We start from the raw sequence: 25,277 nt of genomic DNA on the forward strand, positions 1-25,277 counted from the left end.
ATCTAAATAACGTTGACGGTAACGTTGTTCAACATTTGTCAATCCATGGTATTTATCTGGTAATGGACGCAATGCTTTTGATAACTGGGTAATTGAAGTTGGTTTAATCGTTACTTCACCTGTGTCAGTTTTCATGATCGTTCCAGTTACACCAATAAAGTCTCCTAAATCAGCACTTTTAAAGGTAGCATAGTCTTCTTCACCAACAGTATCTTTACGTACGTAAATTTGGATTTGTCCTTCACGGTCTTGTAAGTGAGCAAACCCAACTTTTCCTTTACCGCGTTTAGTCATGATACGACCAGCAACAGTTGCTGTTTCTTCTTTTTCAGCTATTTCTTCTTTAGTAAACTCATCATAAGCTTTGTGTAATTCATTTGATAGATGGGTTCTTTCAAAACGCCCACCAAATGGATCTACATTACGCTCACGCAAGGTATCAAGCTTTTCACGGCGGACAATTAATTGATCATTTAGTTCTTCTAAATGCGAATTTTCATTGCTCATTAGTTTCTCTCCATTCTTTTTAGCTTCTCAGCTCTCTCTTTATAATGCCAAGAGTGCACAAAAAAAGCAAGGCAATTAGCAACTAGCGCTTCTAATCCCCTAACTTTTTCATATAAATTGCTTGACGATTTTTATACGATATATAATAACATATTTTCACACAGTTTGGAAGGTGCCAAGTAGAGATTCAAACTGTTGCTAATACGACTTCTTTTACTTTACCATCTGGATTCTTATGATAGTATTGTGCTTGAGCGTTCCAAAGTTCATAGTATTTCCCATCTTTAACCTCTACTAATTCATCATGCGAGCCAAGTTGTATTAACTTTCCTTGATCAAGAACTGCGATACGATCACAAAATCGGCAGCTGGATAGACGATGAGAGATATAGATAGCTGTACGATTTCCTATAACTTCTGAAAAATTCTCATAGATTTCATATTCTGATAACGGATCTAAAGCTGCTGTCGGCTCATCTAAAATTACGATTGGTGCAGCCTTATATACAGAACGAGCCATCGCTATTTTTTGTGCTTCTCCACCAGAAAATTCAATACCTGATTCATCATAATTTTTGTATAGATAAGTATCTAACTGTTTAGATAATGTGGATAAGCGTTTAGAGAAACCAACTTTCTTTAAAGCAGCTACCGTTTCCTCTTCATTTATATCATCTGATGCAGCGACATTGCTTCCTAACTTAAAAGCGTACAAATGAAAGTCTTGGAAAACAACGGATAGTAACCTTAAATATTCTTGGTAATCGTATTTCTTTATATCAATACCATTTAGCAGAATGACACCTGCAGTCGGATCATACAACCTACAGATTAATTTGATAAGAGTTGTTTTTCCTGAACCATTCATTCCTACAATCGCCATTTTCTCACTAATCTCAAAGCGTAAATTCACGTTTTCTAATACCAGCTCATTAGAACCAGGGTATGAAAAAGACACATCACGCACTTCCAAGGTGTATTCATTGTCGAGACGCTTTTCAACAGGAAGGGAACCTTCATGACGATTGCTCTTCAAGTTCAGAAACTCAAATAACATCTTCAGTCCTTCAACATTATTGATAAGTGCTTGAATGGAAGAAAGGAGATTCGGAAACTCACGGATAAACAAGGTAAATGCTCCAGCATATTGAACAATTGAACCAGGAGTAATTGCACCATTCATTGCTTTAACAACCAACCAGAAATAACAAGATACCAATAATAAATAGGACATAACTTGAACCATCACAATAGTCCGGTTCTGACTTTGTGCTATTTTAGATAGTGTGCTTTTCGTGTAGTCATACATTCTTCTCATATTATGCTGATAAATAGGTTGTTGCTTATACAACCGAATTTCTTTTCCAGAGTTGTAATCCATCAGTTGGCTGATAAAAAACTCCCCAGCGTTATTAATCCACATCCCACCTTGCAAAAGTAACTTCATAATCGTTTCTTGTGTTTGTTCATTGATTTTAATCGACAAAACCGTGAAAAGAACTAAGGCAACACCAAATACAATAAAGATCCAAGGAGAGTCGGCATTAAATGCAATCGATGTTGTTTGAGAAGTGGAGGTAAATAAACTCCATAGAAATACAACAGAGATCAACAACGAAAAAATTTGTTGAAAATAGTTTTTTGTCTCATTCAACAATAAGAACAACCCAATACCGCCAGTGTTCTCTGCTTGGTTAATAGTATTTCTCATATCATGGATGTCAGATCTTTCTACAAGTTCATAATCCATATGAATAATTTTTGTGTTTAACAACATTTCTTTTTTATCCATTGCACTATAGATTAAGTTTGAACGGTAATGCGAGATTCCATTTGCAATAACCGAAGAGATGTAGCCGGTAATCAATGCACCGATCACCCAATAAAGAATCATTTCTTTTTGTTCTCCTTTTAGCAATAAATTTAAAATTTGACCTGTAAAAAAGAATGGTATAAAAGGATAAACAGCTTCAAAGAAACCTTGAATCAAGCTAGACCAAAATAGTCGTGGAGAAAGATGGATCATCAATTGATAACCTTTACGTGTCCATGCGAAGTTTTCTTTTGCCTTATGCATTTTGAACTACCTCCACTTCATCTTGATAATAGCGGCTTTGTACAGTATACATTTCGTTATACTTTCCATTTAATTCCATCAATTCTTCGTGTGTTCCTTCTTCTAGAATCGCTCCATTTTCTAAGAAGACAATTCGGTCACAAAAACGAGTGGAAGAAAGGCGATGAGAAATAAAAATTGATGTCTTGTCATTTGCGATAGCATTGTATTTAATATAGATGGCGTTTTCGGCTATAGGGTCTAAAGCTGCAGTAGGTTCATCCAACATTAACAAGGGTGCATTTTTGTATATCGCACGAGCCAACTGCAATTTTTGCTTTTGTCCGCCAGATAAGTCAACAGCATCTTCATTCACTCGCTTCACAAGTTTGGTTTGATCATTTTGCAAAAGCTTAGCAATTTCCATGTCCATGCCACTTTCTTCTAAGACTTCAGCATATTCACGAGAGTGTTTAGTCTCTCCTTGTTTGATGGTTTCTTCAATAGTAAGCGGCAGTTCAAAGTAGTCTTGGAATACTACTGAAAACAATTCAACATATTCATCATTCGAAAATTGCTGAACAGAATTACCATTGATTAAAATTTCTCCAGAAGTTGGGTGATATAATCCACACAAAAGTTTGATAATAGTAGATTTACCTGCACCATTCATACCAACCATTCCAACCTTTTCCCCTGACTTAATGTGCCAATTCAAATGATGAATAGTATCTTTATCTGAACCTTCATATCGATAAGATACATCTCTGAATTCTACATCAAGTGGGTAATTCAAGGAATCAATAGAAACTTTGACATCATTGTTGACCTGATCTTCCATTTCTGTGTAGCTTCGAAAATCGTTTACTTCACTTGCTAAATATTTAAAACTAGCCAAATCCGTCAGCAAGCCATTCATAAAAATAGACAAAGAAGCAATAATCCCAAAGTAAAAAGAAAAACTCGCAACAGACAGCGTACCGTCTAGTACTTGTTGAATTAAGATCCAATACGCCAATCCATCTCGTAGTAATGACAACGTACTCGAAAGAACACTTCCTTTTAGTTTTCGATGATTAACAACATTCAAAAGTTTTAATCGAATATCATTATTTTCTTCAAATTCATTCATAAACCAGTCTTCCATATGATACAAACGCATGTCTTTAGCTGCTTTAAAATCTCCCGTATTATCTACTAAATACCTATTCTTTTTTCGGATGGGAGCCAGTGTATTCTTATTCGATTGTTCAATACGATTCGTTCCTAAACTAAATACATACATCACAACCGATGATCCTGCAATAACGACGATAAGTAAAGGATGAACCGTTCCAATAAAGAAACCATATAATAATAACCCACTCGTATTTTTCAAAAATTGATACAATACCTCAAAAGCCTTTTGAAAAGCTCCTTCTGGATTGTCGGTTGGAGTCATAGCTTTAGCAAATAATTTCTGATTCTCTGCATTTTCTACTTGCTCATATTTTCTAAACAATAACTCTTCTACCAATTCGACCATGTTTTGGATTCGAAAAATGTTTCCTACTGATTGAAAATAATTTTTCAGGGCTTGAGAAAGACAATAGCACACTAAGGATGCACTAAGAATACTGATCAACAAAGGGATGTAATTGGACCAATTTTTAGTATCCCCTACCATTGTAATGATGAAAGCAACGGTAGCTGAAGACAATAACGGGATCATCATATCTGTGAATGCACGAATGATCATAAGCACAATATATTTTTTATCTGTTTGCCACATTTTATGATATAAGTAATGCAAATGTAATGGCTTTTTTAGTTGTTTTTCCATTTTAATCACCTCTAAGGATACAATAGCATGTAAAAATCTTTATTCAGAAAAACGACCATGAGTGGTCGTTTTTTAAGCGTGAACGGTCACAAGGGCAATAAAATTTCCGTCGCAAATACTCCCTCTTCATGTTTTCGGTTCACATGTCCTTGATATTTATGTACAGTCTGATCAATTCTCTTCAAACCAAAGCCGTGTTCCGTTCCTTTTTTCGTCGTTTGGTATCCTGTTCCTTTTTTCTTGATCGTCTGATTCATACTATTGGTAATAGAAATATATAATTGCTCTTTCATTTCGACAATATACACTCGGATAAATCGATTACTAGGATCTACGACAGTTTGACTACCTTCGATAGCGTTAGATAGTAAATTTCCTAATAAGGTTCCTAAGTCGACATTATGAACTGGTAAGTTTGATGGAATAGACGCCTTAACATCCAACTGTATATTTCGTGCTTCAGCTAAAGACAACTTGCTATTAAGAATGGCATCAGCCATCACATTTCCAGTGTGAATGCTAACATCGATTGCAACCAGATCATCGTCCAACTCTTCCAAATATTCTTGCAGCAACTCAATTTTATTCATTTCAATATAAGCCTTCATCGTTTGAATGTGGTTTTTATAATCGTGTCTCCATCCACGCATATGTCGGTAAATATTTTCGACTTCTTCTGCATGCTCTTCCAACATACTTGCTTGAGTATGAAATAAACGATGAATCGTTTTACGGTGGTAATATCGCATAAAAATAACGACACCAACAAGTAGGATACTAAAAATAAAAACAACCATTTCTATAGACATATATTACTCCTCTCGGAAATATTTAGTAAAGGCAGCAACAACTTTTTGCTGGTTTCTTCTAGAGACCGGAATAACACTATCATCATCCATAATTAATGAACCTTTTCTGATTCGTTTGATCCGACTGCAATTAACAACAACATTACGGTAAGGCTGAACAAACTGTTCTTGGTTTAACTGTTTGCTAAAGCTTTGTAAGGAGTTTTTGAGAAAAATGACCTGTTTTTTCATCACTACCTTTATTTCTCGTCCTTCAACTTCAATAAATAAAATATCGTCTCGACTGATTTTAATTTGTTCGTCGTCTTGTTCCACTAGTAAGAACTCTTCTTTAACCGGGTATTTTGCTAGTAAACGATCCAAAGCTTGAAACAACTTCTCTTTTTTCAAAGGCTTTACTAAGTAATCAATTGCTTCAACGCTATAACCTTCACTTATATAATCTGTTAATCCTGTTATAAACAATAACGCAACCGAATCATCTTGTTCCCTTAACTGCCGTGCCATCTCCATACCAGTCATTGCATTCATTTGAATATCTAGCAAAATAATATCTACGTCCTTATTTTCAGCATAATGAAACAAGAAAATTTCTGCACTTTCCCAAATATTAATTTGAATAGAAACGTGTTGACTAGCAGCGTATTCTTCAACTAACGACTGCAACCATTCCGCTTGGATGGGTTCATTTTCACAAATAGCAAATGAATAATTCTTCATCTTTCTCACCTCATACTCATTATAGCTTAATTTTATTTTAAATTGAGTTATTTACAAAAAAAAGCGTCCTCACACCATTGATACAGAGTGTGAAGACACTTTTAATAGTTGCTTACTGGTTATTCTACATATGGGAAAACAGCCGTTGACAAGTAACGTTCCCCATTATCTGGTGCTACGGTAATAACTTTTTTGCCTTGACCTAATTTTATCGCTACATCAATTGCTCCTTTAATTGCAGCACCTGAAGAGATACCAACTAACAACCCTTCTTCTGCAGCTAAACGACGTGTCATATCAAATGCATCATCACTAGATACTTGTAAGACTTCATCATAAAGTACTGTGTCTAAAACTTTAGGTACAAAACCTGTACCGATTCCTTGGATTTTATGTGGTCCTTTAGCTCCGCCACTTAAAATAGGCGATTCAGTTGGTTCTAAAGCATAAATTTTAATAGCAGGATCCGCTTGTTTCAAGACTTGTCCAACACCTGTTAAGGTTCCCCCAGTACCGACTGCTGAAACAAATGCATCTGGTGAAACTCCGCCAAAAGCTTCTAAAATCTCTGGTCCAGTAGTAGCAGCATGTACAGCAGGGTTAGCCACATTTTCAAATTGCATAGGCATAAAGTACCCTTTTGATTCTGCTAACTCTGTTGCTTTGTTGATTGAAGCTGAAATACCTTCTGCTCCCGGTGTCAAAATCAATTCCGCTCCATAAGCTTTTAATAATTTTCTACGTTCTAAACTCATTGTATCAGGCATAACAAAAATAGCTTTGTAGCCTTTTGCAGCTGCGATCATTGCTAAACCAACTCCAGTATTTCCACTTGTTGGTTCTATAATTGTAGTGCCTGGTTTTAATTTGCCTTCTTGTTCGGCTACTTCGATCATATTTAATGCGATACGATCTTTCACACTTCCACCAACGTTAAATGATTCGAGTTTTACGTAAACCTCTGCTGCATCTGCAGGAACAACTTTTGTTAAACGAATAATAGGCGTTTCTCCTATTAAATCCGTTACAGAATGAACTACTTTTACCATATGATGTTACCTCCTAAAATTAAGTTCTTTATCTTTTTAGTTTAAAGTTTATCGCTTACAATATCAAGCACAACGTTCTATTTGTCAAATGAGCATAAAAAAAGCCTCAGACAGTAGCTATTTCCCTACCGTCTGAGGCCTATTGCATTAACTTCTTGAACTTTCTTTTAATTCTTCTAATTCTTCAACAGTGTATTGGTAATGCTTGCCACAAAAATGACAACTAGCTTCTGCGCCTTGATCTTCAGTGATCATGTCATCGATCTCTTTTCCACCTAAAGCAATGATTGCTCTAGCAAAACGATCTTTTGAACAATCACACTTAAACGCTACAGGAGATTTTTCTAAAACTTTAGCATTGCCTTCGCCTACCAAACGTTCCAAAATCTCTTCAGGTTTTTCTCCACTGTCCATTAATTGAGATACCATAGGAATGGATGCAATACTTTCTTCTAGTTTAATAATGGTTTCTTCAGTTGCGCCTGGCATAACTTGAATCATGAATCCGCCAGCTGTTTTTATTGATTCATCAGTATCTACAAGAACACTTAATCCAAATGCTGAAGGTGTTTGTTCAGAATTCGCCATATAATAAGTGAAATCTTCTCCTAATTCTCCACTAACAAGAGGAACTTGACCTGCAAAAGTATCTTTCATTCCAAGATCTTTCGTTACAGTCAAAGTCCCTTGGGTACCAACTGCTCCACGAACATCAATTTTTCCAGCATTATTTAGTTCCAAACTCACTTTCGGATTAGCAATGTATCCTTTTACTTCACCTTTTCCGTTGCTGTCTACTATGATGTGTCCAGCTGGACCATCACCCTCAACTTTAACCGTGATTTTTTCATTTCCTTTTAAAGTAGCTCCCAACAATAATGCTCCGATCATTGTACGACCTAGTGCTGCTGAAGATGCGCTCCATGTATCATGCCTTTGTTGTGCTTCTCTTACTGTTTCAGTTGCATCGATTGTATACACACGTACTTGTCCATCAAAACATATACTTTTTAATAAATAATCTGACATTTTTTTATCCCCTTTTACATTTTAGTAAGTGAAAATCCAGTGCAAAAGAGGGACGCAACATGGTCGCATCCCTCTTTTAATTTTCATTTGTTAGATTACGAACGTTTTGAAGAATCATCTTCTGATTTATCTTTTGACTTATCTTCTGAATCTTTATCAAAATCAAGATCATCATCTGTACCTAACTCTTTTTTAACTTCTTCGACAATATCTCCATTTTGGATTGCCTTTTCAGCTTCCGCTTCCTCTTCTTGCTCTTCTTGCTCTTTTTTCAAACGAGCGGCTTCTTTAGCTTCACGAGCTTTTTTTACTTCTTCAAAAGAAGAACCTTCTGATTCATGTGGAAATTCTTCTTTTGAACCATTAGTAGCTGGAGGCATTTCACCTGTTTCAAACAAACTCTTAATTGTACGTTCATCTAATGTTTCAATCTCAAGAAGTTTTTCAGCAATTAATTTGTGCTCTGCTTTATATTGTTCTAAGATTCTACGAGCTTCAGTATGAGCTTCGACAATAATACGACGAACTTCTTGGTCAATTTCATAAGCAATTTGTTCAGAATAAGCTTTAGTTTGTCCATAATCGCGTCCTACAAATACTTGGTGATTTCCTTCGTATTGAACAGGACCTAATTTTTCACTCATACCATATTCGGTAACCATGCTACGAGCTAATTGAGTTGCTTGTTGGAAGTCATTGCTTGCTCCAGATGATTGAGAATTAAATACCATCTCTTCAGCTACACGTCCACCTAACAAACCAACGATTTGTTCAAACATTTCTTTTTTAGTCATTAAGAAACGATCTTCTTTAGGAAGCATGATTGCGTATCCGCCAGCTTTCCCACGAGGGACGATCGTAACTTTGTGAACGATACGTGCATCATTTAGAACCATTCCAACAATTGTGTGTCCAGATTCATGGTAAGCAACCATTGCACGTTCTGTTTTACTAATGACACGGTCTTTTTTAGCTGGACCAGCAATAACGCGGTCTTGAGCTTCATCAAGATCAAGTGCATCAATTTCTTTTTTATTGCGACGAGCTGCTACTAGAGCTGATTCATTTAACAAGTTTTCTAAATCTGCTCCAGAGAAACCTGGAGTTTGTCTTGCTACAACTGCTAAATCAACATCAGGCGCTAAAGGTTTGTTTTTAGAATGTACTTTCAAGATAGCTTCGCGACCCTTAACGTCAGGACGACCCACTAAAATTTGACGGTCAAAACGACCTGGACGTAATAATGCTGGATCTAAGACGTCCGAACGGTTTGTAGCAGCAATGACGATAACTCCTTCATTTCCTGAAAAACCATCCATTTCAACTAGCAATTGATTTAATGTTTGCTCACGTTCGTCATGTCCGCCACCCATTCCGGCTCCACGTTGACGACCAACTGCATCGATTTCATCAATAAAGATAATTGCTGGCGCTGCTTTTTTAGCATTTTCGAACAAATCACGTACACGACTTGCCCCTACCCCAACAAACATTTCAACAAATTCTGAACCTGAAATTGAGAAGAATGGCACTCCTGCTTCTCCGGCAACAGCTTTCGCAAGTAACGTTTTACCGGTTCCTGGAGGTCCTTCTAACAAGACACCTGCTGGGATACGAGCTCCCAAAGCCGCAAAACGTCTAGGGTCTTTCAAAAACTCAACCACTTCTACAAGTTCTTCTTTCTCTTCGTCTGCTCCTGCTACATCAGAGAATCGAACTTTACTGGCTTTGCTGTCTGCTTCTTTAGCTTTTGATTTACCGAAGTTCATCACGCCACGTCCGCCTTGACCGCCTCCGCCTTGACCACTTTGTCCCATCATCATGTAGATGAAGAAAACAAAAATAACTAAAGGTAATACTGAAATCAGTAATGTAACCCATATACCGGTTGTTTCTTCTTGTTGCGGTGTGTATTCAATACTATTTTCATCTGCTAATGCTGTAATCTCTTGTACAGAGGTGTCATTTTGCAAAATAGCTGTTGTAAATGTTGTATTTGTTGTTTCTGTTGTTCCAAAAATATCGACACCTTGACTAGAACTTTCCTCTGCAGGTTGTTCTTCTCGGTACTCACCTGTAATTTGGTACACTCCAGCGTTAGGCTGAATCGTAAATGATTTTATTTTATTCTCTTCTAATTGCGTAACGAATTCGCTAGCTGAAAGGGTTGTAGTATTCTGTCCTGAGTTTCCACCTGTTGCCCAAGTTACAATTCCTATTATGACTAAGAAAACGATCGCATAGAAGAACCCGTTTTTAAAGAGTCCTTTTTTCATTGTGCCCTCCTTCTACAAACAAACTTTTTAAGTTCAATTCTGTATTTTATTGTAAATGATTCTTAATTTTATTAATTGTAACATATTTGACCAACATTGACCATTTATTTCTCTTCGTAAATTTCAGGTTTCAAAACTCCGATATATGGTAAGTTCCGATATCTTTCAGCATAATCCAATCCATAACCGACCACAAACTCATTTGGAACTAAGAACCCAACATAATCCGCCTTAATATCTACAACTCGGCCTTCTGGTTTATCTAATAATGTAACGATTTTTACTGACCGAGCTTTACGGTATTTAAACATGTCTATCAAGTAGTTTAATGTACGTCCGCTATCAATAATGTCTTCTACTAACAGTAGATCGCGACCCTCAACATTCGTATTTAAGTCTTTCACGATTTTCACTTCGCCTGATGAAACTGTTCCGTTTCCGTAACTTGAAACATCCATAAAATCCATTTCTAAATAAATGTCCATTTCTTTTACAAGATCAGATAGAAAAGGCATAGCTCCCTTTAGGATGCCGACTACTAATGGGTTCTTATCTTGGTAGTCTCCTGTCAATTGCTTACCTAATTCTCTTGTCTTTTCAGCTAATTCATCCTGCGAAAAAAGCACGCGTTCAATATCATTTTTCATTGTTTAAGTTCTCCTTTTCATCACGTCTACTCTTATTTATTTTCATAAATGAGTATGTAATGTATTTTATCAGTTTCTGGCTCAATAGACAATCTTGATTCCTTATATTCTACTAACCAAATGATTTCTTCTTTGCTATCTGTTACTAAAATGGCTTCTTCTCGTTTATTTCGTGAGATTTTTTGATCAATAAACAGATCTTTAATTTTTTTGCTTCCCGTCTCTAATCCTTTTAACGTTATACGGTCTCCTGGTTTTCGATTCCTAACCTGTAATGGCAACTGAATACTTTCTGGATCTAACCAAACGACTTTTTTTGTTTGGTCTGTAACTACGGATTCTTTTGTAGCTTCAAATAGTCCTATTTTTGCACCATTAGGTAGAGGTACCCATTCCCCTAAATTTAATGGATAAATACCCTGTATTTTTTTAGTAGTAACTTCTTGTTCATTTTCTTTAAAAAAATAAAGTTTTTGATAAGATTTCTGACCTACCCAATTTCCAGGTAAATTCAATTGACTATTAGGCTTATCTTTTTCGATTAAATCAATTATTTGCATTTGATGCTTTCTGCCAACTTCACTAACTTCTTTATGAAATATTTTGTTAAATAAAATTTGCATCAATTGACGTTTCATTGCAGGCTCAAAGGTTAAAAATAATGGTACATTTAATTCCCAACAAAAGGGGCCTTTTTGAAAGCAGACATTTGCTGCTTGTTTTTCAATTTCCTTTTTAGCTATCGTGATCACATCTTGCAAATCAGATGAAAAATCCGCAAAGTGAGTCAATACTTGTGTATTTTCCTTTTTCAGCAATGGAATGACTTGGTGCCTATAACGATTTCTTGTATACTCCAAGCTGTTATTTGACTCATCTTCATAAAAAGATAATGACCGTTCCTGACTATACTGGTAGAGTGTTTTTTTACTATAATCTAACAATGGTCGAGTCAATTGTTTCCCGTAAAAGATTCGTTGCTTTTTTATTCCTGCAATACTTTCTAATTGACCACCACGAACCAACCTCATTAAAATAGTTTCCATTTGATCATCCCCATGATGACCCGTAAGCAGATGTGTGGCTTGCTGTTCTTTCAATACCTCATGAAAAAAAGCATATCTAAACTCTCTAGCTGCTGCCTCTACTCCTTCAATCGGATGTTTCTCCTCAGGCCATCTTTTTAAAAAAAATGGAATTCTATTATTCGCACAGTACTGAGAAAGGAATTTTTCTTCTTCTATAGAAGCCTGTCTTAATTGATGGTTTACATGAACTACTCCAAACCAAGGTCTGATGGCATGTGGTAATCGCTGAATCAAATCTACCAACACCATAGAATCGACTCCACCAGATACAGCTAGCAGCAAACGATCCGTTGACTTCCAATAGAGATTATTTTGACAACGCTCTAAAAAATCAAAATATATATCCATTTTAACTGCTCCTTTACGTTCAATCTGGTCATTCTCGTTATTAGTAGATAGACTCAACTCTCTTGACTACAACATAAAAAAGGATAAGTTTCCTTATCCTTCAGCATTATTTTTTAGTTACGACGCCCGCCGCGTCCGCCGCGTTTGCCTTCTGTATTACGTTTAAGAGAAGTTAAGCGATCATCACTGTCTTTTAAGAATGAACTCATCAATGAATCAAAATCTTCTTTCTTCGGACCAGCATTTCTTGATCCTCGGTCTGTTTTTTGGTAACCAGTACTACTGCGACTTGGGCTGCTACTTTCGCGACGCCCTTGGTAACTGCTGCTACTGCTGCTAGCTCTTTCGCGAGATGGAGCAGTTGTTTCAACCGGTTTATCTACAGCACGTCTAATAGAAAGGCCAATTTTACCGTCATCTCCAATGGACATTACTTTAACAGTAACTTGTTCTCCTACTTTTAACACGTCTTTGATATCTTTAATAAAGCTATCTGAAACTTCACTAATATGAACTAAACCTGTTTTTCTATCACCTAAATCGATGAACGCACCAAAATTCGTAATTCCTGAAACAGTACCTGTAACTTTTTCTCCAACTTCAATCGACATATAAAATTGCTTCCTCCTTAAAACTTGTACGGTTATTATACCATGTTATCTTGTGACATAAAACGATTATTTAATTTATTAAACTTAATTAAAATCACTTTAATAAACTATTTCCATTTATTAATTTGGTTATTCTTCAGAATTCGGTGTTTTTTCAATTTCATTAGCTGCATTATCTTCTGGCAAACTAAAAATAATTTCATTATCTTCAGATAAATAATACTGACTACGGGCTACTTTAGCAACATAATCTTCATTTTCCAACTTTTTAATTTGATTATTTAAATTTTCTTGTTCTTTTTCAACTAGCTTTAGTTCGTTTTGAGCTTCTTTTTTTTCTTGCTCCATTTGAGATATCGTTTGAGTATTTGTCCATATATTGATGGCAAATCCTGAAACAAAGAAACAGCTAACAGCAAGAATACCAGCGATTCTTCTGCGCATGTGACGTTTGTGTTTGCGTTCTCGAAGAGCTTGAAGTGTCTTGTTATGTGTATACTCATTAGTTAATTTAGCCACATTTGTTTGATTTTCTTTCTTCATAAAAACGATTCACCTTCTATTCTCACTTTATGAAATGATTATAGCAAGAAAGCAGTTACTTTGTCTATCTATCAGCTAAAATACAAGAATTTTTTTCGCTATACCGCCTAGAAGGGAAGCCAATCAAAATTTTTCGCGACTTTAGTTAGTCGGTTCTTCTCTATACGTTTCGCTAACAATGCTAAACATTTCTTTTGATTCATCTTTTTTAGTTGTCTCAACAATTTTATCAATTTTAACGACTAATGTTTTATTTCCAAATGCAATCGTTAATTCGTCGCCTACTTTTACGTCTGAAGAAGACTTAGCCGGTATACCATTAATTTGAATACGGCCTTTATCCGCAACTTCTTTTGCAATGGTACGGCGTTTAATAATTCGAGATACTTTCAAAAATTTATCTAATCTCATTGATTGTTCCCCTTTTCTTCTGCTTTTATTTTTTGCCAAATTGCATCGACTTCTTCTGGTGTTTCTGCTTTAACGCCATCAAAAACATGTGGGTGACGGCGGCGAAGCTTCTTATTTAAGGTTTCAATCACTTCTTCAAATGAAAAGTACCCTGACTGCTCGCCAAAATTTGTATGGTACAGCACTTGCATCAAGACATCACCTAACTCTTCCACCATATTATCAATATCATCGTTTTCAACTGCTGCTTTAAATTCCAGTACTTCTTCTTCCATATAAGCAACTAAAGTCTCATGGTTTTGTTCTTTTATCCATGCATCGCCGTTTTCTCCTGTAATAGCATCCATATAGTACTGGACGGTCTGAAATGATTTTGTTCGATCATCTACTGCTAATGGAGGAACGTATAACGATGTTAAATTATGAACTCCTTCCATTCGATCTAGTTCAAATAATGGCAACCATTCTATTTTTTCATTCTTGCCCCCTGCTTCGTGGACTAAAGCTACTAAATGTTCGTCAGGGTATTTCTCCATTAAGGTTAATTTTACCTCACTAGCAATGTATTCATTAAAAACTTGCATGACAATGATATGCTGACTGACTTCCAGTTGGTCTTGATTTAAACTTAATGCATCAACCAATTGAAAACCTTCCACTGGATCAATTTTTACTGCTTGAAAAAGATCGTCTAAGAAACTTTTTCCGCCTTTGATTTCAATTGAAATACCAAATTCATTTTCTAGCAACAATTGAACGGATTTTTCAGCTACCATTGGATGTCCTGGAACAGCATAAATAATATCTTCTTTTTGAGCTGCTGTTATCAATTCTTTGACAATGGTCTTATAGACATCCTCGAATTGATCGTTCCCTTCATAAATTGCATCAAATGATTGAAAGATCAGCCCTTCTTGCTCTAGATCTTTCACAACTGGATGTAACTTAGTTCGTAAATACAACGGCTTTTCTTTCTTCAATAATTGGTACACTCCAAAAGGAAGCTGTTCAATGTCTCCCGGCCCAAGCCCAACCACTTTAATTTTCCCCATTTAGTTTTGCCTACTTTCTTAAAATTTTTTTACCAAACGGAAGAGACAACCATTCACGAATCGTTAGCACTTTACATTTTATCATTAGCCATAAAAAGACTCCGATACCTGTGACGCCACCTAGAACTGTGTAACCAAAGGCCGCTAATCGATTTTCTTCTATTAAGGCACTATTTCCAATCAATTGCATCTCGAACCATACTATAATAGCCATTACACCACAACTGAACAGCAATTTCCATCCAAAACTTTTTTCCGTTAAACTTTCTTTTATTTCTTTAGGTAAATCCCACCACATAATGATTAAGATGACCAATAAACCGATTATAGTTGCTCCACTTGAGCCAAGTGTTCCAAATTGCTCAACGAGCCACTCATTCAACACTATTTTTATGCCTAATCCAATCAGTAAGCCGATTAAAGCTACTTGGTGTTTATTTTGACTTTGAAAAATAGCATTGTAAACTCCAATTAATGATGTTAAAAAAATTGATACGCTGTATACACTCAACACCAGGCTTCCATCTGTATCGCCAAATAACACCAAATTTAAATAAGGCATCAATACAACGATACCTGTAGTAGCAGCCATAGCAAAGGTTGCGGTTATCCGCATTAAAGATTTTGCTGTGCGAACGAAAGCTTTTCTATTTTTCTGGGCAAACGATTGGCTCAATAAAGGAATCAAACTTGCAGAAAAAGCGGTAGCGACTACCATCCCTAATTGGACAAGTGGTTGACCACGGTCGTAGATTCCTTTTAAGTTTTTCGCCTCAAAAGGGCTCAATCCATTTTCTACTAAACCATTATATAGTGTAAAAGAATCGATCAACTGCATAAGAATAAGTAAAGCACTCAGTAAACACATCGTGACACCTTCAGTAGCAAATCGTTTTGCAATACTAGTGTAGTTATTTATTTCTGGAATCGGATCTACTTCTGTATTTTGCTCTGTCTTAAGAGACTGCTGTTTAAATAATGCTACACCTAAAATAATGCACGCAACTAGACCCGCTACCCAAGAACTGCTCATAGCAATAGTTCCCATTTGGTATTCATCCCATTGACTGCGCGTATATAAATAAGCGGCAACCAAGATCACAGCTACACGTACAAATTGTTCTCCCACTTGAGAGACAGCTGTTGGCAGCATACGAAAGGTTCCTTGGAAATAACCGCGACTGACAGCTAAAAACGGAATGAGTAAAAACAACCACGAAACCGTTTGAATAATCGGTTCTAAATTAGCATCGCCCATCCAATTCGCAATTAGCGACGCCGAGAAATAAATACCTACAAAGAAGAGCCCCGAAAGAATGTTTAATAAAACAAACGATTTTTTCAAGAGACTTTTCCGCTCATCCTCCGTAGACGTTTCAGCGACTAACTTGGATAAGAAGATAGGAAATCCACTTAAAGCTACAGTCATTGCAATGCCATATATCGGATATATTTGTTGATAAACATAAAACCCTGAATTCCCAACCATATTTTGAAAAGGAACACGGTAAACAGCACTTAATATTTTTGCAATAAAGGCAGCTACCGATAGAATGATCGCCCCATTCATCATTTTTTTCATTTGTTGATTTTCCAATTTTCTGCCCTCACTTATATGACCTAGATCAGCAATTTGTGATTCTTTTTTATGACTAAGGACTAGTCAGCCTCTTTTGAACGATAGTTAACGATATTTTGGGCAAACTTTTCAATGTATCCCAACCACTGATAGGTTGGTTCTTTTTTCAGCTGTAGCGTAACCATCAAACGGTCTTTCTTGACAGCTACATTTGCTCTTAAAGGCACTTCACTTAATGATCTAAACACTTCTTCTGCCGGCAACGACTGAGTACCTACAACTGAAAATGTTAACTCGACTTCATCACCTGTTCGTTTGATTGTTTCTATCAGTGCACGTTCACCATACATTTTGATTAATCCAATTGTTAACAAATCTGCGACTTCATCCACATACTCTCCAAAACGATCAATTAAATCATCTTGTAGTTCTACATACTGTTCGTGTGATCTCAATTCTCGGATACGTTTGTAGATTTCAATTTTTTGACGTTCATCTTCTATATACGTACCTGGTAGATAAGCATTGATTCCTAAATCAATTTCAACTTGCGTTTTTTCTTCTTTCGCGTCTATCCCTCGTTTACGAGCTACTGCTTCACTTAACATCTCAGAATACAAATCAAACCCAACCGAATCAATAAACCCATGCTGCTGTGCTCCCAATAGGTTTCCAGCACCACGAATCGATAAGTCACGCATGGCGATTTTAAATCCTGAGCCTAGTTCAGTAAAATCTTTAATCGCTTGTAGTCTTTTTTCACTGACTTCATTCAGCACTTTATTTGGTTGATACAAGAAGTAGGCATACGCAACACGGTTACTTCTACCTACGCGACCACGCAGTTGATACAATTGTGATAATCCCATATGATCTGCATTCTCTACAAACAATGTATTTACGTTGGGCATATCGACACCAGTCTCAATGATCGTAGTGGTCACTAACATGTCATATTCCCCTTCAATAAATTGCAACAATGTGTTTTCAAGCTGCCCTTCTGTCATTTGCCCATGGGCATAGCCGATTCTCGCATCTGGAATCAACTGTTGGAGTTCATCTACTTTTTTCTCAATTGTAGCTACTCGATTATATAAATAAAAGACTTGTCCGCCGCGTGCCATTTCTCGTTCAACTGCTTCACGTATTGCTCCTAGATTTTGTTCCATTACGTATGTTTGAACAGGATAACGGTTTGCTGGTGGAGTTTCGATAACAGATAAGTCTCTCACACCTAGCATCGACATATGAAGCGTTCGCGGAATAGGTGTTGCAGTCAAAGTTAGGACATCCACTTGCGCTTTTAATTGTTTTAGCTTCTCTTTATGCTTCACACCAAATCGTTGTTCTTCATCTACTATCAGTAAACCGATATCTTGAAATTCAATATCTTTTGATAAAATACGGTGTGTTCCGACTACAATATCAACTTGTCCTTTTTTTAGACCTGAAATGGTTTCATTCTGCTGTTTTTTTGTTCGGAAACGACTCAACAAACCAATCTCAATCGGAAAATCAGCAAAGCGTTGCAGCATCGTTTCATAGTGCTGTTGCGCTAAAATAGTTGTGGGTACTAAAAAGGCTGCTTGTTTTCCTTCTTGAACAGCTTTAAAAATTGCCCGCATCGCTACTTCTGTTTTACCATACCCAACATCACCAACAAGTAACCGATCCATTGGTTTTTTCTGTTCCATATCATGTTTGATCTCAGCAGTACTACGCAATTGATCATCTGTTTCTGTATACGGAAAGGCATTCTCAAATTCCTCTTGATAGGCATCATCTGGAGAAAATGCATACCCTACTTCTTGTTCCCTGGCAGCGTATAACTCAATGAGTTCATCCGCTATGTCTTCTATTTTAGTAGCCACTTTTTTCTTTGTTTTAGCCCACTCTGTTCCGCCTAATTTATTGACTCTTGGCGTTTTCGCTTCAGAAGAAACATATTTTTGTAATAAGTTGAGCTGAGTTACAGGGATAAATAATTTCGCATCATCTTTATAAATGATCGACATATAATCTTGATGAATACCATCAATTTCAAGAGTTTCCATTCCCGTATATTTTCCGATCCCGTGATTAACATGGACAACGTAATCTCCAGGATTCAGTTCGCTGTAACTTTTCAATCGTTCTGCATTTGATAATGTTTGGCGTCTAGCAGTTTTCTTAGTAACTTTATTGAATAGCTCTCGTTCGGTGATGACCACCAATTTATCTGTTGGCATCTCAAAACCTGACTGAACATACCCTTCAACTATTTGCACTTTTTCAAGTTCAAGCCTAGCAGGTTTCACTATTTTACTCGTAATTTCAAAATCTTTGAACGTTTGATGTACTTTTTTAGCTCGATCAGCATTTGGTACCATGATGACGATCGTGTTTTTTTGTTTTATCCAACGATCCATCTCTGTTTTAAGTAAAGGCATTTGACCAAAAAACTGCTGCATATTCCGATATTGAAAAGCATGAATCTGGTTAAACCGAGTATTTCCCATTCCTTTTTGAAAAACTGCAAAATATAAGATGCTCGTGTTTAACGCCTTCAGTTGATCACGGAAATTATTTGAAAAGACTTGGTTTTGTAAAATGCGTCGCTCACTCAGTTTATTGGTTACCCATTCCGCTTCTTCTTCATTTAAACGACGATCAGTATCCATTATTCTAGGATACTCATCCATCACAACAATGCCTTTTTTACTCATATAATCCAATACACTATTCTTTTCAGGATAAATAAAATCTGTAAACATGGTTAATTCATCAATTGGTTCACCTTTTTGAAAAGCATCTGAAATAGGTGTCATTTGCTTGATAAACGTTTGTTTTTCGGAAACATCTTGTATTAATCCCAGATTTCTTTCGACAGCTTTACTAAATCTAGGCGCTGCAGCTGTTAATTGTTCTTTTGTATAAACGGTATCTGTTGCGGGAAGAATGGTTACTTTTTCAATTGTCTGGATGGAACGTTGTGTGGTGGCATCAAAATAACGCAACGAATCAACTTCAGTATCAAATAAATCTATTCGAATCGGGAATTCTTCCGTTAAAGAATAAATATCAACAATTCCTCCGCGAATACTAAACTCACCAGGACTGTTAACCAATTGTTGGCGAGTATAGCCCATATCTACTAATCGTTGAGACAAATGAGTTAATTCCAATTCGCCTCCTTGCTTAATCGTAAATTTAGCGGCTTTCCATATTTCTTTTGGTGGCACTAATTTACGTACGCCCGCAAGTGGTACAATCACAACACCAAATTTTTCAGATAATAAAAAATCTAACGTTGCTACTCGTTCTGCTCGTGCTTCAGGCGAAGCTACAGACATTTCTGCATAGATCATTTCATCAACTGGAAAAAGGTGCAGTCGGTCTTCAGGTACCCAATCCGCAAAATCTTCCATCAATTGATTGGCATGAAATAAATTATGCGTCACAATAATGAATGGTTTTTTCTTTTCTGCTACTAACGTACTTAGGACTAAAGTTCTTGCAGAACCAGATAATCCTGTTATCAATTGCGATTGATGTTGCTCTAGTTGCTCTAGCAAAGCTTTAACATCAGGCGCATCAGCTAGTATTTTTTTTATATCTCCCACTGTAAGAGCTCCTTCCAATCTATTTTTCCATTTACAAACTGATTATTAAAATGAACAAAAGAAGCTCAGAATTTTCTGGGCTTCACTGCTTTTTTTAATTTCACATTTTACTAATTGTTTATGCGTTTTTTTTCTTATTAAATTGATTCATAACCTCTAAAAATGGGTGTCCTTCTATCCAATACTCTAACGCTGCTACACTATCTTTGATGGTAATCAACAGTTCTTCGTGCTGATTTTTAGGAAAACCACTTAACACATGCTGTATAACTGTTTGTTTCCCCATTGGACGATCGATTCCAATTCGAATACGGTTGAAGTCTGATGTATCTATGTGTTGAATAATACTCTTAATCCCATTGTGTCCACCTGCACTGCCTTTTTGACGCAAGCGTAATTTCCCAACAGGCAAATCTAAATCGTCATAAATGACGATTAAGTCTTCTACCTCTACATTATAGTAATCCATTAACTGTCGAACAGCTCTTCCCGAATCATTCATAAAAGTTTGCGGTTTTACTAAAAGAACTTTTTCAGTTCCAATAAATGCTTCTGCATACAATGATTCAAATTTCGTTTTACTAAACTCCATTTTATGCTGAATCGCAAATTCATCCACTGCAATAAAACCAATATTATGTTTTGTATTTTTATATTTTGCGCCAGGATTTCCCAAGCCAACAATCATTTTCATTATTTAGTACACTCCAGTTGATTATTTCACGTTTGCTTTTCTTTTTAAAGAATAATAAGCTTTTTTACGCAAAAAAGTTCCGCACGAAATATTTTCGTCCAGTAACAATTTTATATAGTATAACACAATTCAATGGTTTTTTCTTTAAACTTTATGTCTATCCACTCTCAGATTGCCTTTCGAAAGACTTGTAAGCTATCCTTTAAACTTTTTTTATCTTGTTTTTCTGTTCTGAATTTCTTAGGTACTAATTGGCCATTCGTTTTTAGTATTCTCTTCCCGTTGCTACTAATTAGTTTAAAAAAGAATATTATTTTAATCTTTTTATTTTCAAATTATCATCTCTTCGTCACTTTTTGTTTTGAAATACTATACTTTAGTTGTATGATGTAAGCGAAAGTATATAAATGACTTTCATTTTTTACTACTTGTTTCGGCCGAACGCGTTATTTTAGTACAATTGAGCAGTTAAACTTGATTACGGGGAAAAGATAGATTATTTTTTCACATAATTATTTTTTTAAAAAAAGCCTTCTAATCAACCGTGGTTACTTTTATCCATTTTAAAAATTTTGATTTACAAAAAGTTTGTTAAGTGTTACACTATCTTTATTAAGAATCTTATTCATAAAGGAGTTTGTTGTATCATGACTAAACAAGAAGTAAAAGACCACCAAAAAGTAATTTTAATCGGAGATGGAGCAGTTGGTTCTAGTTATGCTTTTGCTCTAGTGACTCAAAACATTGCTCAAGAATTAGGAATTATCGATATCGATACAAACAAAACTGAAGGAGATGCTATTGATTTATCAGATGCTTTAGCTTTTACTTCTCCTAAAAAAATCTATTCAGCAACTTATAGCGACTGCCATGATGCAGATATCGTTGTAATCACCGCTGGAGCAGCTCAAAAACCAGGTGAAACTCGATTAGACCTAGTACAAAAAAATCTAAGAATTTTCAAAAGCTTAGTTGGTCAAGTAATGGATAGTGGCTTTGATGGTATCTTCTTAGTAGCAACAAATCCTGTAGATATCTTAACTTATGCAACTTGGAAATTTTCTGGACTTCCTAAGAATCGCGTAATTGGATCAGGCACTTCTTTAGATACCGCTCGTTTCCGTCAGGCTATCGCTGAACTAACTGGCGTTGATACACGTAACGTTCATAGTTACATTTTAGGTGAACACGGAGATACAGAGTTCCCTGTATGGTCTCATGCAAACATTGCTGGACTCAGTATCAATGAGTGGATCAAAGATAATCCGAATACTGATGAACAAGCTCTTGTCGATGTTTTCTTTAGTGTAAGAGATTCTGCTTACAATATTATTCAAAAAAAAGGAGCAACTTTTTACGGAATTGCAGTATCACTTGCTCGTATCACTAAAGCCATTTTTAACGATGAAAATGCTGTATTGCCTCTTTCAGTTTATTTAGACGGCGAATATGGACAAAATGATGTATACATTGGCGCTCCAGCGATTATTAATCGCCAAGGGATTCAACGCGTTATTGAAATTCCATTAAACGACTCTGAAATGGATAAAATGAAATTATCCGCATCCACATTAAAAAAAGTTACTGCTGATGCTTTTGAAGCATTAGGCAAAGAAAAATAAACATTAGTTTAGATAGAAAAACAGGACTAATTTAAAACTAGTCCTGTTTTTTTGCATGGTATATAGTGCTATTAAAATTATCTTATTACTCTTCACAACACAATTGAGCAATTGTTTCTGCATAAATGTCCATCGCCATATACAACTCTTCTAATTTCATTCCTTCATTCTCTTGATGTGCCAAGCTTTTTGTATACGGGAAGTGAGCACCAAAAGCTACCATATTGGTCATTTTCCGAGCATAGGTTGCTCCACCACTAGTAGTTGGTTCAGTTAAATCTCCTGTTTTATCACGATAAATAGTCATTAACGTTTGAACGAGCGGACTTTCTTTCGGGATATACAATGATGGAACAGCATCGTATTCTTCATAAATCAATCCATACTCATTTGCTGCTTTCTCCAATCGCGAAGCCATATCTTCTATTGTGTACTCAACAGGAATTCGCAAATCTAAAACAATTTCAGAACCTGTTTCATCTATATGAATGCTACCTACATTAAAGGTAAGTTCTCCAGTCATCGCATCTTTAACTTCTCCAAAGATACTAAAACCATTTGTTTCATTTGCAACTTTTTCTGCTAAAAAATTTACTATTGGGTGAGGGTAATGAGTGGCTAAACCTTGAGCTAACTTGTTTATAGCATTGATCCCAAGTTCGGCTGTACTTGCATGAACAGCTTTTCCTTTTACAGTAACCGTCCGATCAGATAATACATAATCTGACCCCAAACTTTTTAACGTTTCAGCAATTTCGTTTGCATCTTTACCAGTATAACTCGCTTTTCCCGGAACAACGTTTGATGCTTCACCACACTGTAAAACAAACTCCTTACTTCCAGGTCCTATTAATTTAGCTTGCAGCAACCCTTTTTCTGCGTAAGTTAAAGGAAAGACACCATCAGGAACAAAACCCATTGTTGGTGCTTCTTCGTTCAAGTTATATTGGTCCATACAACGCCAAAGGGTCTCTTCATCCGTACCAAATATAAAACGGATCCGTTTATTAAAAATCAAACCTGCATCAACCACTGCTTTAAATGCGTATAGCGCAGCAATTGTAGGCCCTTTATCGTCTTGACTTCCACGTCCATAGATAATGCCATTCTTCACTACACCTTCAAAAGGATCTGTTTCCCATAAGGACAGGTTCCCTTCAGGAACCACATCTAAATGACATAGGATTCCAACCATTTCTTCCCCTTGACCATAATCAGCATAACCGTAAAAACCTTTCGGATCGCTATACGTGGACATTCCCAAACTCTTACAAATCGTTAAAACTTCTTCTAAACTATCTGCAATTCCTTGACCAAAAGGCGGGTTTGTCTTACCATCCGATGTATTCACAGATGGTATAGCAATTAATTTCTGCAAAGCCAACAGACTTTCTTTTTTATGTACTTCTTTAATCATAGAATCCATACCCTAACTCCTTCTCACTATTAAGTTTTTCAATCCATTAGATAATGCATATAGTATACTTCTATACGTATTAAATTGCAAATTAATCCACTTTACGCCTGTTTCAAACACTAAATATACATAAAACGTTATTTAAATACATAAAAAAATAGTTCAAAACGAAGCTCCTTCATTCGTTTTGAACTATTTTCGTTAAAGCGGAATAATCACATCATCATCCGTTTCATTTAAAGAATCCTTAGCTTTGATTTCAATAATCAATTTATGTGGCAGGCATATTGCCGTTTCACCAGGTTTACTGATCCAACCTGTTTTCACAGCAATTTGATCTGGGCTATTGTCCTCTTTATTACGAATTTTTTTTCCATCAACTTCAACAATATTGTATTGTCCTTCTGCTGGATAAAAAGAAAACGTTTCTTGAGGGGTATTTTCTGTTAATTCTATTTCTTTAACTGGTTTACCATCAATAGATACTACGGCATAAATAGAACTATTTTCATCTAGATTTTTGGTAGATTGACCAAAGATAATAAGTGGTATAAATGATCCTAGTAATAATAGTATAATAATTATACCATCAAAAGGGCGAACCAATTCTAATTGATCTTTAATTTTTTTCATTTTCTGTTGACTCCATTTCTCCCATATTTCTACTAGGAAGCTAATGCATTAAGTATAGCAATCTTTTTTTTAGACAGCAAGGTGATTACTCGTGAAGTTGACATCGGGGCTGCTTTTCGGATCACGTTCCAGAATGATTATTCGGATACATAAATGGGGGTGAGACTTTTGTCTCACCCCCATTTTTTAATTTGTTTAATTGTAAAATGAATTAATCTATTACACCTGTATATTGTTTTTCAAATAAAGGACTAACAGATCTATTTTCATGGATACGCGTAATCGCATTAGCCAGTAAAGTGCTGACACTTACTTCAACAATTTTGTCGATTTTTTTCTCTTCAGGAAGATAAATTGAATCTGTAACAATCAATTGTTTGATTACTGAATTTTGAATGCGTTCAATAGCTGGACCTGATAAAACAGGATGTGTACAGCATGCATAAACTTCAGTGGCTCCTGCTTCTGAAAGAGCTTGAGCAGCTAACGTGATCGTACCAGCAGTATCGATCATATCATCGATTAAGATACACTTTTTACCTTCTACATTGCCAATAATATTCATAACTTCCGCCACATTCGCTTTAGGACGACGTTTGTCAATAATAGCAATTGGAGACTTCAAGAATTCAGCTAGTTTACGAGCACGTGTTACACCACCATGATCTGGTGAAACAACAACTACGTCTTCTGCCTCTGTAACGATTCCTTGTGTTAAGAAATAATTTGCTAAAAGAGGGGCACCTACCAAGTGGTCAACAG

General features: G+C 36.0%; 21 protein-coding genes. 1 reads left to right on the plus strand and 20 read right to left on the minus strand.

Annotated features, from left to right (window positions below):
• From ABS911_RS07615 to pth, 17 genes are all read right to left on the minus strand, one after another.
• The coding region (locus tag ABS911_RS07615; RefSeq protein ID WP_350467086.1) for an OB-fold nucleic acid binding domain-containing protein at positions 1 to 507 on the minus strand (507 nt) is incomplete at its 3' end.
• Between the two features lie 187 nt (positions 508 to 694).
• On the minus strand, positions 695 to 2,584 hold the full coding sequence (locus ABS911_RS07620; protein WP_341046776.1) for an ABC transporter ATP-binding protein: 1,890 nt from the start codon (positions 2,582 to 2,584) through the stop codon (positions 695 to 697).
• Entirely contained in the window at positions 2,577 to 4,385 is a 1,809-nt protein-coding gene (locus ABS911_RS07625; protein WP_350467087.1) for an ABC transporter ATP-binding protein, read from the minus strand. The genes ABS911_RS07620 and ABS911_RS07625 overlap by 8 nt, the downstream gene beginning before the upstream one ends.
• A gap of 86 nt (positions 4,386 to 4,471) precedes the next feature.
• Positions 4,472 to 5,194, minus strand: a complete 723-nt coding sequence (locus tag ABS911_RS07630; protein WP_341046779.1) for a sensor histidine kinase — start codon at positions 5,192 to 5,194, stop codon at positions 4,472 to 4,474.
• Between the two features lie 3 nt (positions 5,195 to 5,197).
• Positions 5,198 to 5,914, minus strand: a complete 717-nt coding sequence (locus ABS911_RS07635; RefSeq protein ID WP_341046780.1) for a LytR/AlgR family response regulator transcription factor — start codon at positions 5,912 to 5,914, stop codon at positions 5,198 to 5,200.
• Positions 5,915 to 6,033: 119 nt separating this feature from the next.
• On the minus strand, positions 6,034 to 6,963 hold the full coding sequence (gene cysK / locus ABS911_RS07640; RefSeq protein ID WP_350467088.1) for a cysteine synthase A: 930 nt from the start codon (positions 6,961 to 6,963) through the stop codon (positions 6,034 to 6,036).
• Between the two features lie 147 nt (positions 6,964 to 7,110).
• Positions 7,111 to 7,992: an Hsp33 family molecular chaperone HslO gene (gene hslO, locus ABS911_RS07645; protein WP_350467089.1), complete on the minus strand. Its 882-nt coding sequence runs from the start codon at positions 7,990 to 7,992 to the stop codon at positions 7,111 to 7,113.
• 95 nt (positions 7,993 to 8,087) lie between these two features.
• Complete coding sequence (ftsH, locus tag ABS911_RS07650; protein WP_350467090.1) at positions 8,088 to 10,268, minus strand: ATP-dependent zinc metalloprotease FtsH; 2,181 nt, start codon at positions 10,266 to 10,268, stop codon at positions 8,088 to 8,090.
• 104 nt (positions 10,269 to 10,372) lie between these two features.
• Positions 10,373 to 10,915: a hypoxanthine phosphoribosyltransferase gene (gene hpt / locus ABS911_RS07655; protein ID WP_350467091.1), complete on the minus strand. Its 543-nt coding sequence runs from the start codon at positions 10,913 to 10,915 to the stop codon at positions 10,373 to 10,375.
• Positions 10,916 to 10,947: 32 nt separating this feature from the next.
• Complete coding sequence (gene tilS / locus ABS911_RS07660) at positions 10,948 to 12,351, minus strand: tRNA lysidine(34) synthetase TilS (RefSeq protein ID WP_350467092.1); 1,404 nt, start codon at positions 12,349 to 12,351, stop codon at positions 10,948 to 10,950.
• A 113-nt stretch (positions 12,352 to 12,464) separates the two neighbouring features.
• Complete coding sequence (locus ABS911_RS07665; RefSeq protein ID WP_350467093.1) at positions 12,465 to 12,962, minus strand: S1 domain-containing RNA-binding protein; 498 nt, start codon at positions 12,960 to 12,962, stop codon at positions 12,465 to 12,467.
• 129 nt (positions 12,963 to 13,091) lie between these two features.
• The gene (locus tag ABS911_RS07670) at positions 13,092 to 13,505 is read right to left on the minus strand and encodes an FtsB family cell division protein (protein ID WP_350467094.1); all 414 of its coding nucleotides are present in this window, start codon (positions 13,503 to 13,505) and stop codon (positions 13,092 to 13,094) included.
• A gap of 141 nt (positions 13,506 to 13,646) precedes the next feature.
• A complete protein-coding gene (locus ABS911_RS07675) occupies positions 13,647 to 13,916 on the minus strand; it encodes an RNA-binding S4 domain-containing protein (protein WP_013709887.1) in 270 nt (89 codons plus the stop codon).
• The gene (locus ABS911_RS07680; RefSeq protein ID WP_350467095.1) at positions 13,913 to 14,968 is read right to left on the minus strand and encodes a MazG nucleotide pyrophosphohydrolase domain-containing protein; all 1,056 of its coding nucleotides are present in this window, start codon (positions 14,966 to 14,968) and stop codon (positions 13,913 to 13,915) included. Before ABS911_RS07680 ends, ABS911_RS07675 begins: the two co-directional genes overlap by 4 nt.
• A 10-nt stretch (positions 14,969 to 14,978) precedes the next feature.
• Complete coding sequence (locus ABS911_RS07685) at positions 14,979 to 16,565, minus strand: putative polysaccharide biosynthesis protein (RefSeq protein WP_350467096.1); 1,587 nt, start codon at positions 16,563 to 16,565, stop codon at positions 14,979 to 14,981.
• 62 nt (positions 16,566 to 16,627) lie between these two features.
• Positions 16,628 to 20,149, minus strand: coding sequence for a transcription-repair coupling factor (mfd, locus tag ABS911_RS07690; RefSeq protein WP_502880515.1), 3,522 nt, complete (start codon positions 20,147 to 20,149; stop codon positions 16,628 to 16,630).
• Positions 20,150 to 20,267: 118 nt separating this feature from the next.
• Positions 20,268 to 20,843: an aminoacyl-tRNA hydrolase gene (gene pth, locus ABS911_RS07695; protein WP_350467097.1), complete on the minus strand. Its 576-nt coding sequence runs from the start codon at positions 20,841 to 20,843 to the stop codon at positions 20,268 to 20,270.
• 647 nt (positions 20,844 to 21,490) lie between these two features.
• On the opposite strand from pth, the gene ABS911_RS07700 reads away from it, so the two are divergent.
• Positions 21,491 to 22,465: an L-lactate dehydrogenase gene (locus ABS911_RS07700; RefSeq protein WP_350467098.1), complete on the plus strand. Its 975-nt coding sequence runs from the start codon at positions 21,491 to 21,493 to the stop codon at positions 22,463 to 22,465.
• Between the two features lie 85 nt (positions 22,466 to 22,550).
• Here ABS911_RS07700 and ABS911_RS07705 read toward each other — a convergent pair whose 3' ends face one another.
• The 3 genes from ABS911_RS07705 to prs form a co-directional block, all read right to left on the minus strand.
• Positions 22,551 to 23,891 carry a M20 family metallopeptidase gene (locus ABS911_RS07705; RefSeq protein ID WP_350467099.1) on the minus strand — a complete coding sequence of 447 codons (1,341 nt, stop codon included), beginning with the start codon at positions 23,889 to 23,891 and terminating at the stop codon, positions 22,551 to 22,553.
• A gap of 192 nt (positions 23,892 to 24,083) precedes the next feature.
• Entirely contained in the window at positions 24,084 to 24,515 is a 432-nt protein-coding gene (locus tag ABS911_RS07710) for a NusG domain II-containing protein (RefSeq protein WP_350467100.1), read from the minus strand.
• Between the two features lie 211 nt (positions 24,516 to 24,726).
• Positions 24,727 to 25,277 (minus strand): ribose-phosphate diphosphokinase (prs, locus tag ABS911_RS07715; RefSeq protein WP_350467101.1); only part of this gene is annotated, 551 nt, incomplete at its 5' end.

This window comes from Carnobacterium sp., assembly GCF_040274425.1.

Excerpts from the sequence above, each read along its gene's own strand:
- ABS911_RS07620 (WP_341046776.1), bottom strand. The coding sequence starts at position 2,584 with ATGCATAAGGCAAAAGAAAACTTCGCATGGACACGTAAAGGTTATCAA.
- ABS911_RS07625 (WP_350467087.1), bottom strand. The coding sequence starts at position 4,385 with ATGGAAAAACAACTAAAAAAGCCATTACATTTGCATTACTTATATCAT.
- ABS911_RS07630 (WP_341046779.1), bottom strand. The coding sequence starts at position 5,194 with ATGTCTATAGAAATGGTTGTTTTTATTTTTAGTATCCTACTTGTTGGT.
- ABS911_RS07635 (WP_341046780.1), bottom strand. The coding sequence starts at position 5,914 with ATGAAGAATTATTCATTTGCTATTTGTGAAAATGAACCCATCCAAGCG.
- cysK (WP_350467088.1), bottom strand. The coding sequence starts at position 6,963 with ATGGTAAAAGTAGTTCATTCTGTAACGGATTTAATAGGAGAAACGCCT.
- hslO (WP_350467089.1), bottom strand. The coding sequence starts at position 7,992 with ATGTCAGATTATTTATTAAAAAGTATATGTTTTGATGGACAAGTACGT.
- ftsH (WP_350467090.1), bottom strand. The coding sequence starts at position 10,268 with ATGAAAAAAGGACTCTTTAAAAACGGGTTCTTCTATGCGATCGTTTTC.
- hpt (WP_350467091.1), bottom strand. The coding sequence starts at position 10,915 with ATGAAAAATGATATTGAACGCGTGCTTTTTTCGCAGGATGAATTAGCT.
- tilS (WP_350467092.1), bottom strand. The coding sequence starts at position 12,351 with ATGGATATATATTTTGATTTTTTAGAGCGTTGTCAAAATAATCTCTAT.
- ABS911_RS07665 (WP_350467093.1), bottom strand. The coding sequence starts at position 12,962 with ATGTCGATTGAAGTTGGAGAAAAAGTTACAGGTACTGTTTCAGGAATT.
- ABS911_RS07670 (WP_350467094.1), bottom strand. The coding sequence starts at position 13,505 with ATGAAGAAAGAAAATCAAACAAATGTGGCTAAATTAACTAATGAGTAT.
- ABS911_RS07675 (WP_013709887.1), bottom strand. The coding sequence starts at position 13,916 with ATGAGATTAGATAAATTTTTGAAAGTATCTCGAATTATTAAACGCCGT.
- ABS911_RS07680 (WP_350467095.1), bottom strand. The coding sequence starts at position 14,968 with ATGGGGAAAATTAAAGTGGTTGGGCTTGGGCCGGGAGACATTGAACAG.
- pth (WP_350467097.1), bottom strand. The coding sequence starts at position 20,843 with ATGAAAATGATTGTTGGCTTGGGAAATCCTGGCGCAAAATATAAAAAT.
- ABS911_RS07700 (WP_350467098.1), top strand. The coding sequence starts at position 21,491 with ATGACTAAACAAGAAGTAAAAGACCACCAAAAAGTAATTTTAATCGGA.
- ABS911_RS07705 (WP_350467099.1), bottom strand. The coding sequence starts at position 23,891 with ATGGATTCTATGATTAAAGAAGTACATAAAAAAGAAAGTCTGTTGGCT.
- ABS911_RS07710 (WP_350467100.1), bottom strand. The coding sequence starts at position 24,515 with ATGAAAAAAATTAAAGATCAATTAGAATTGGTTCGCCCTTTTGATGGT.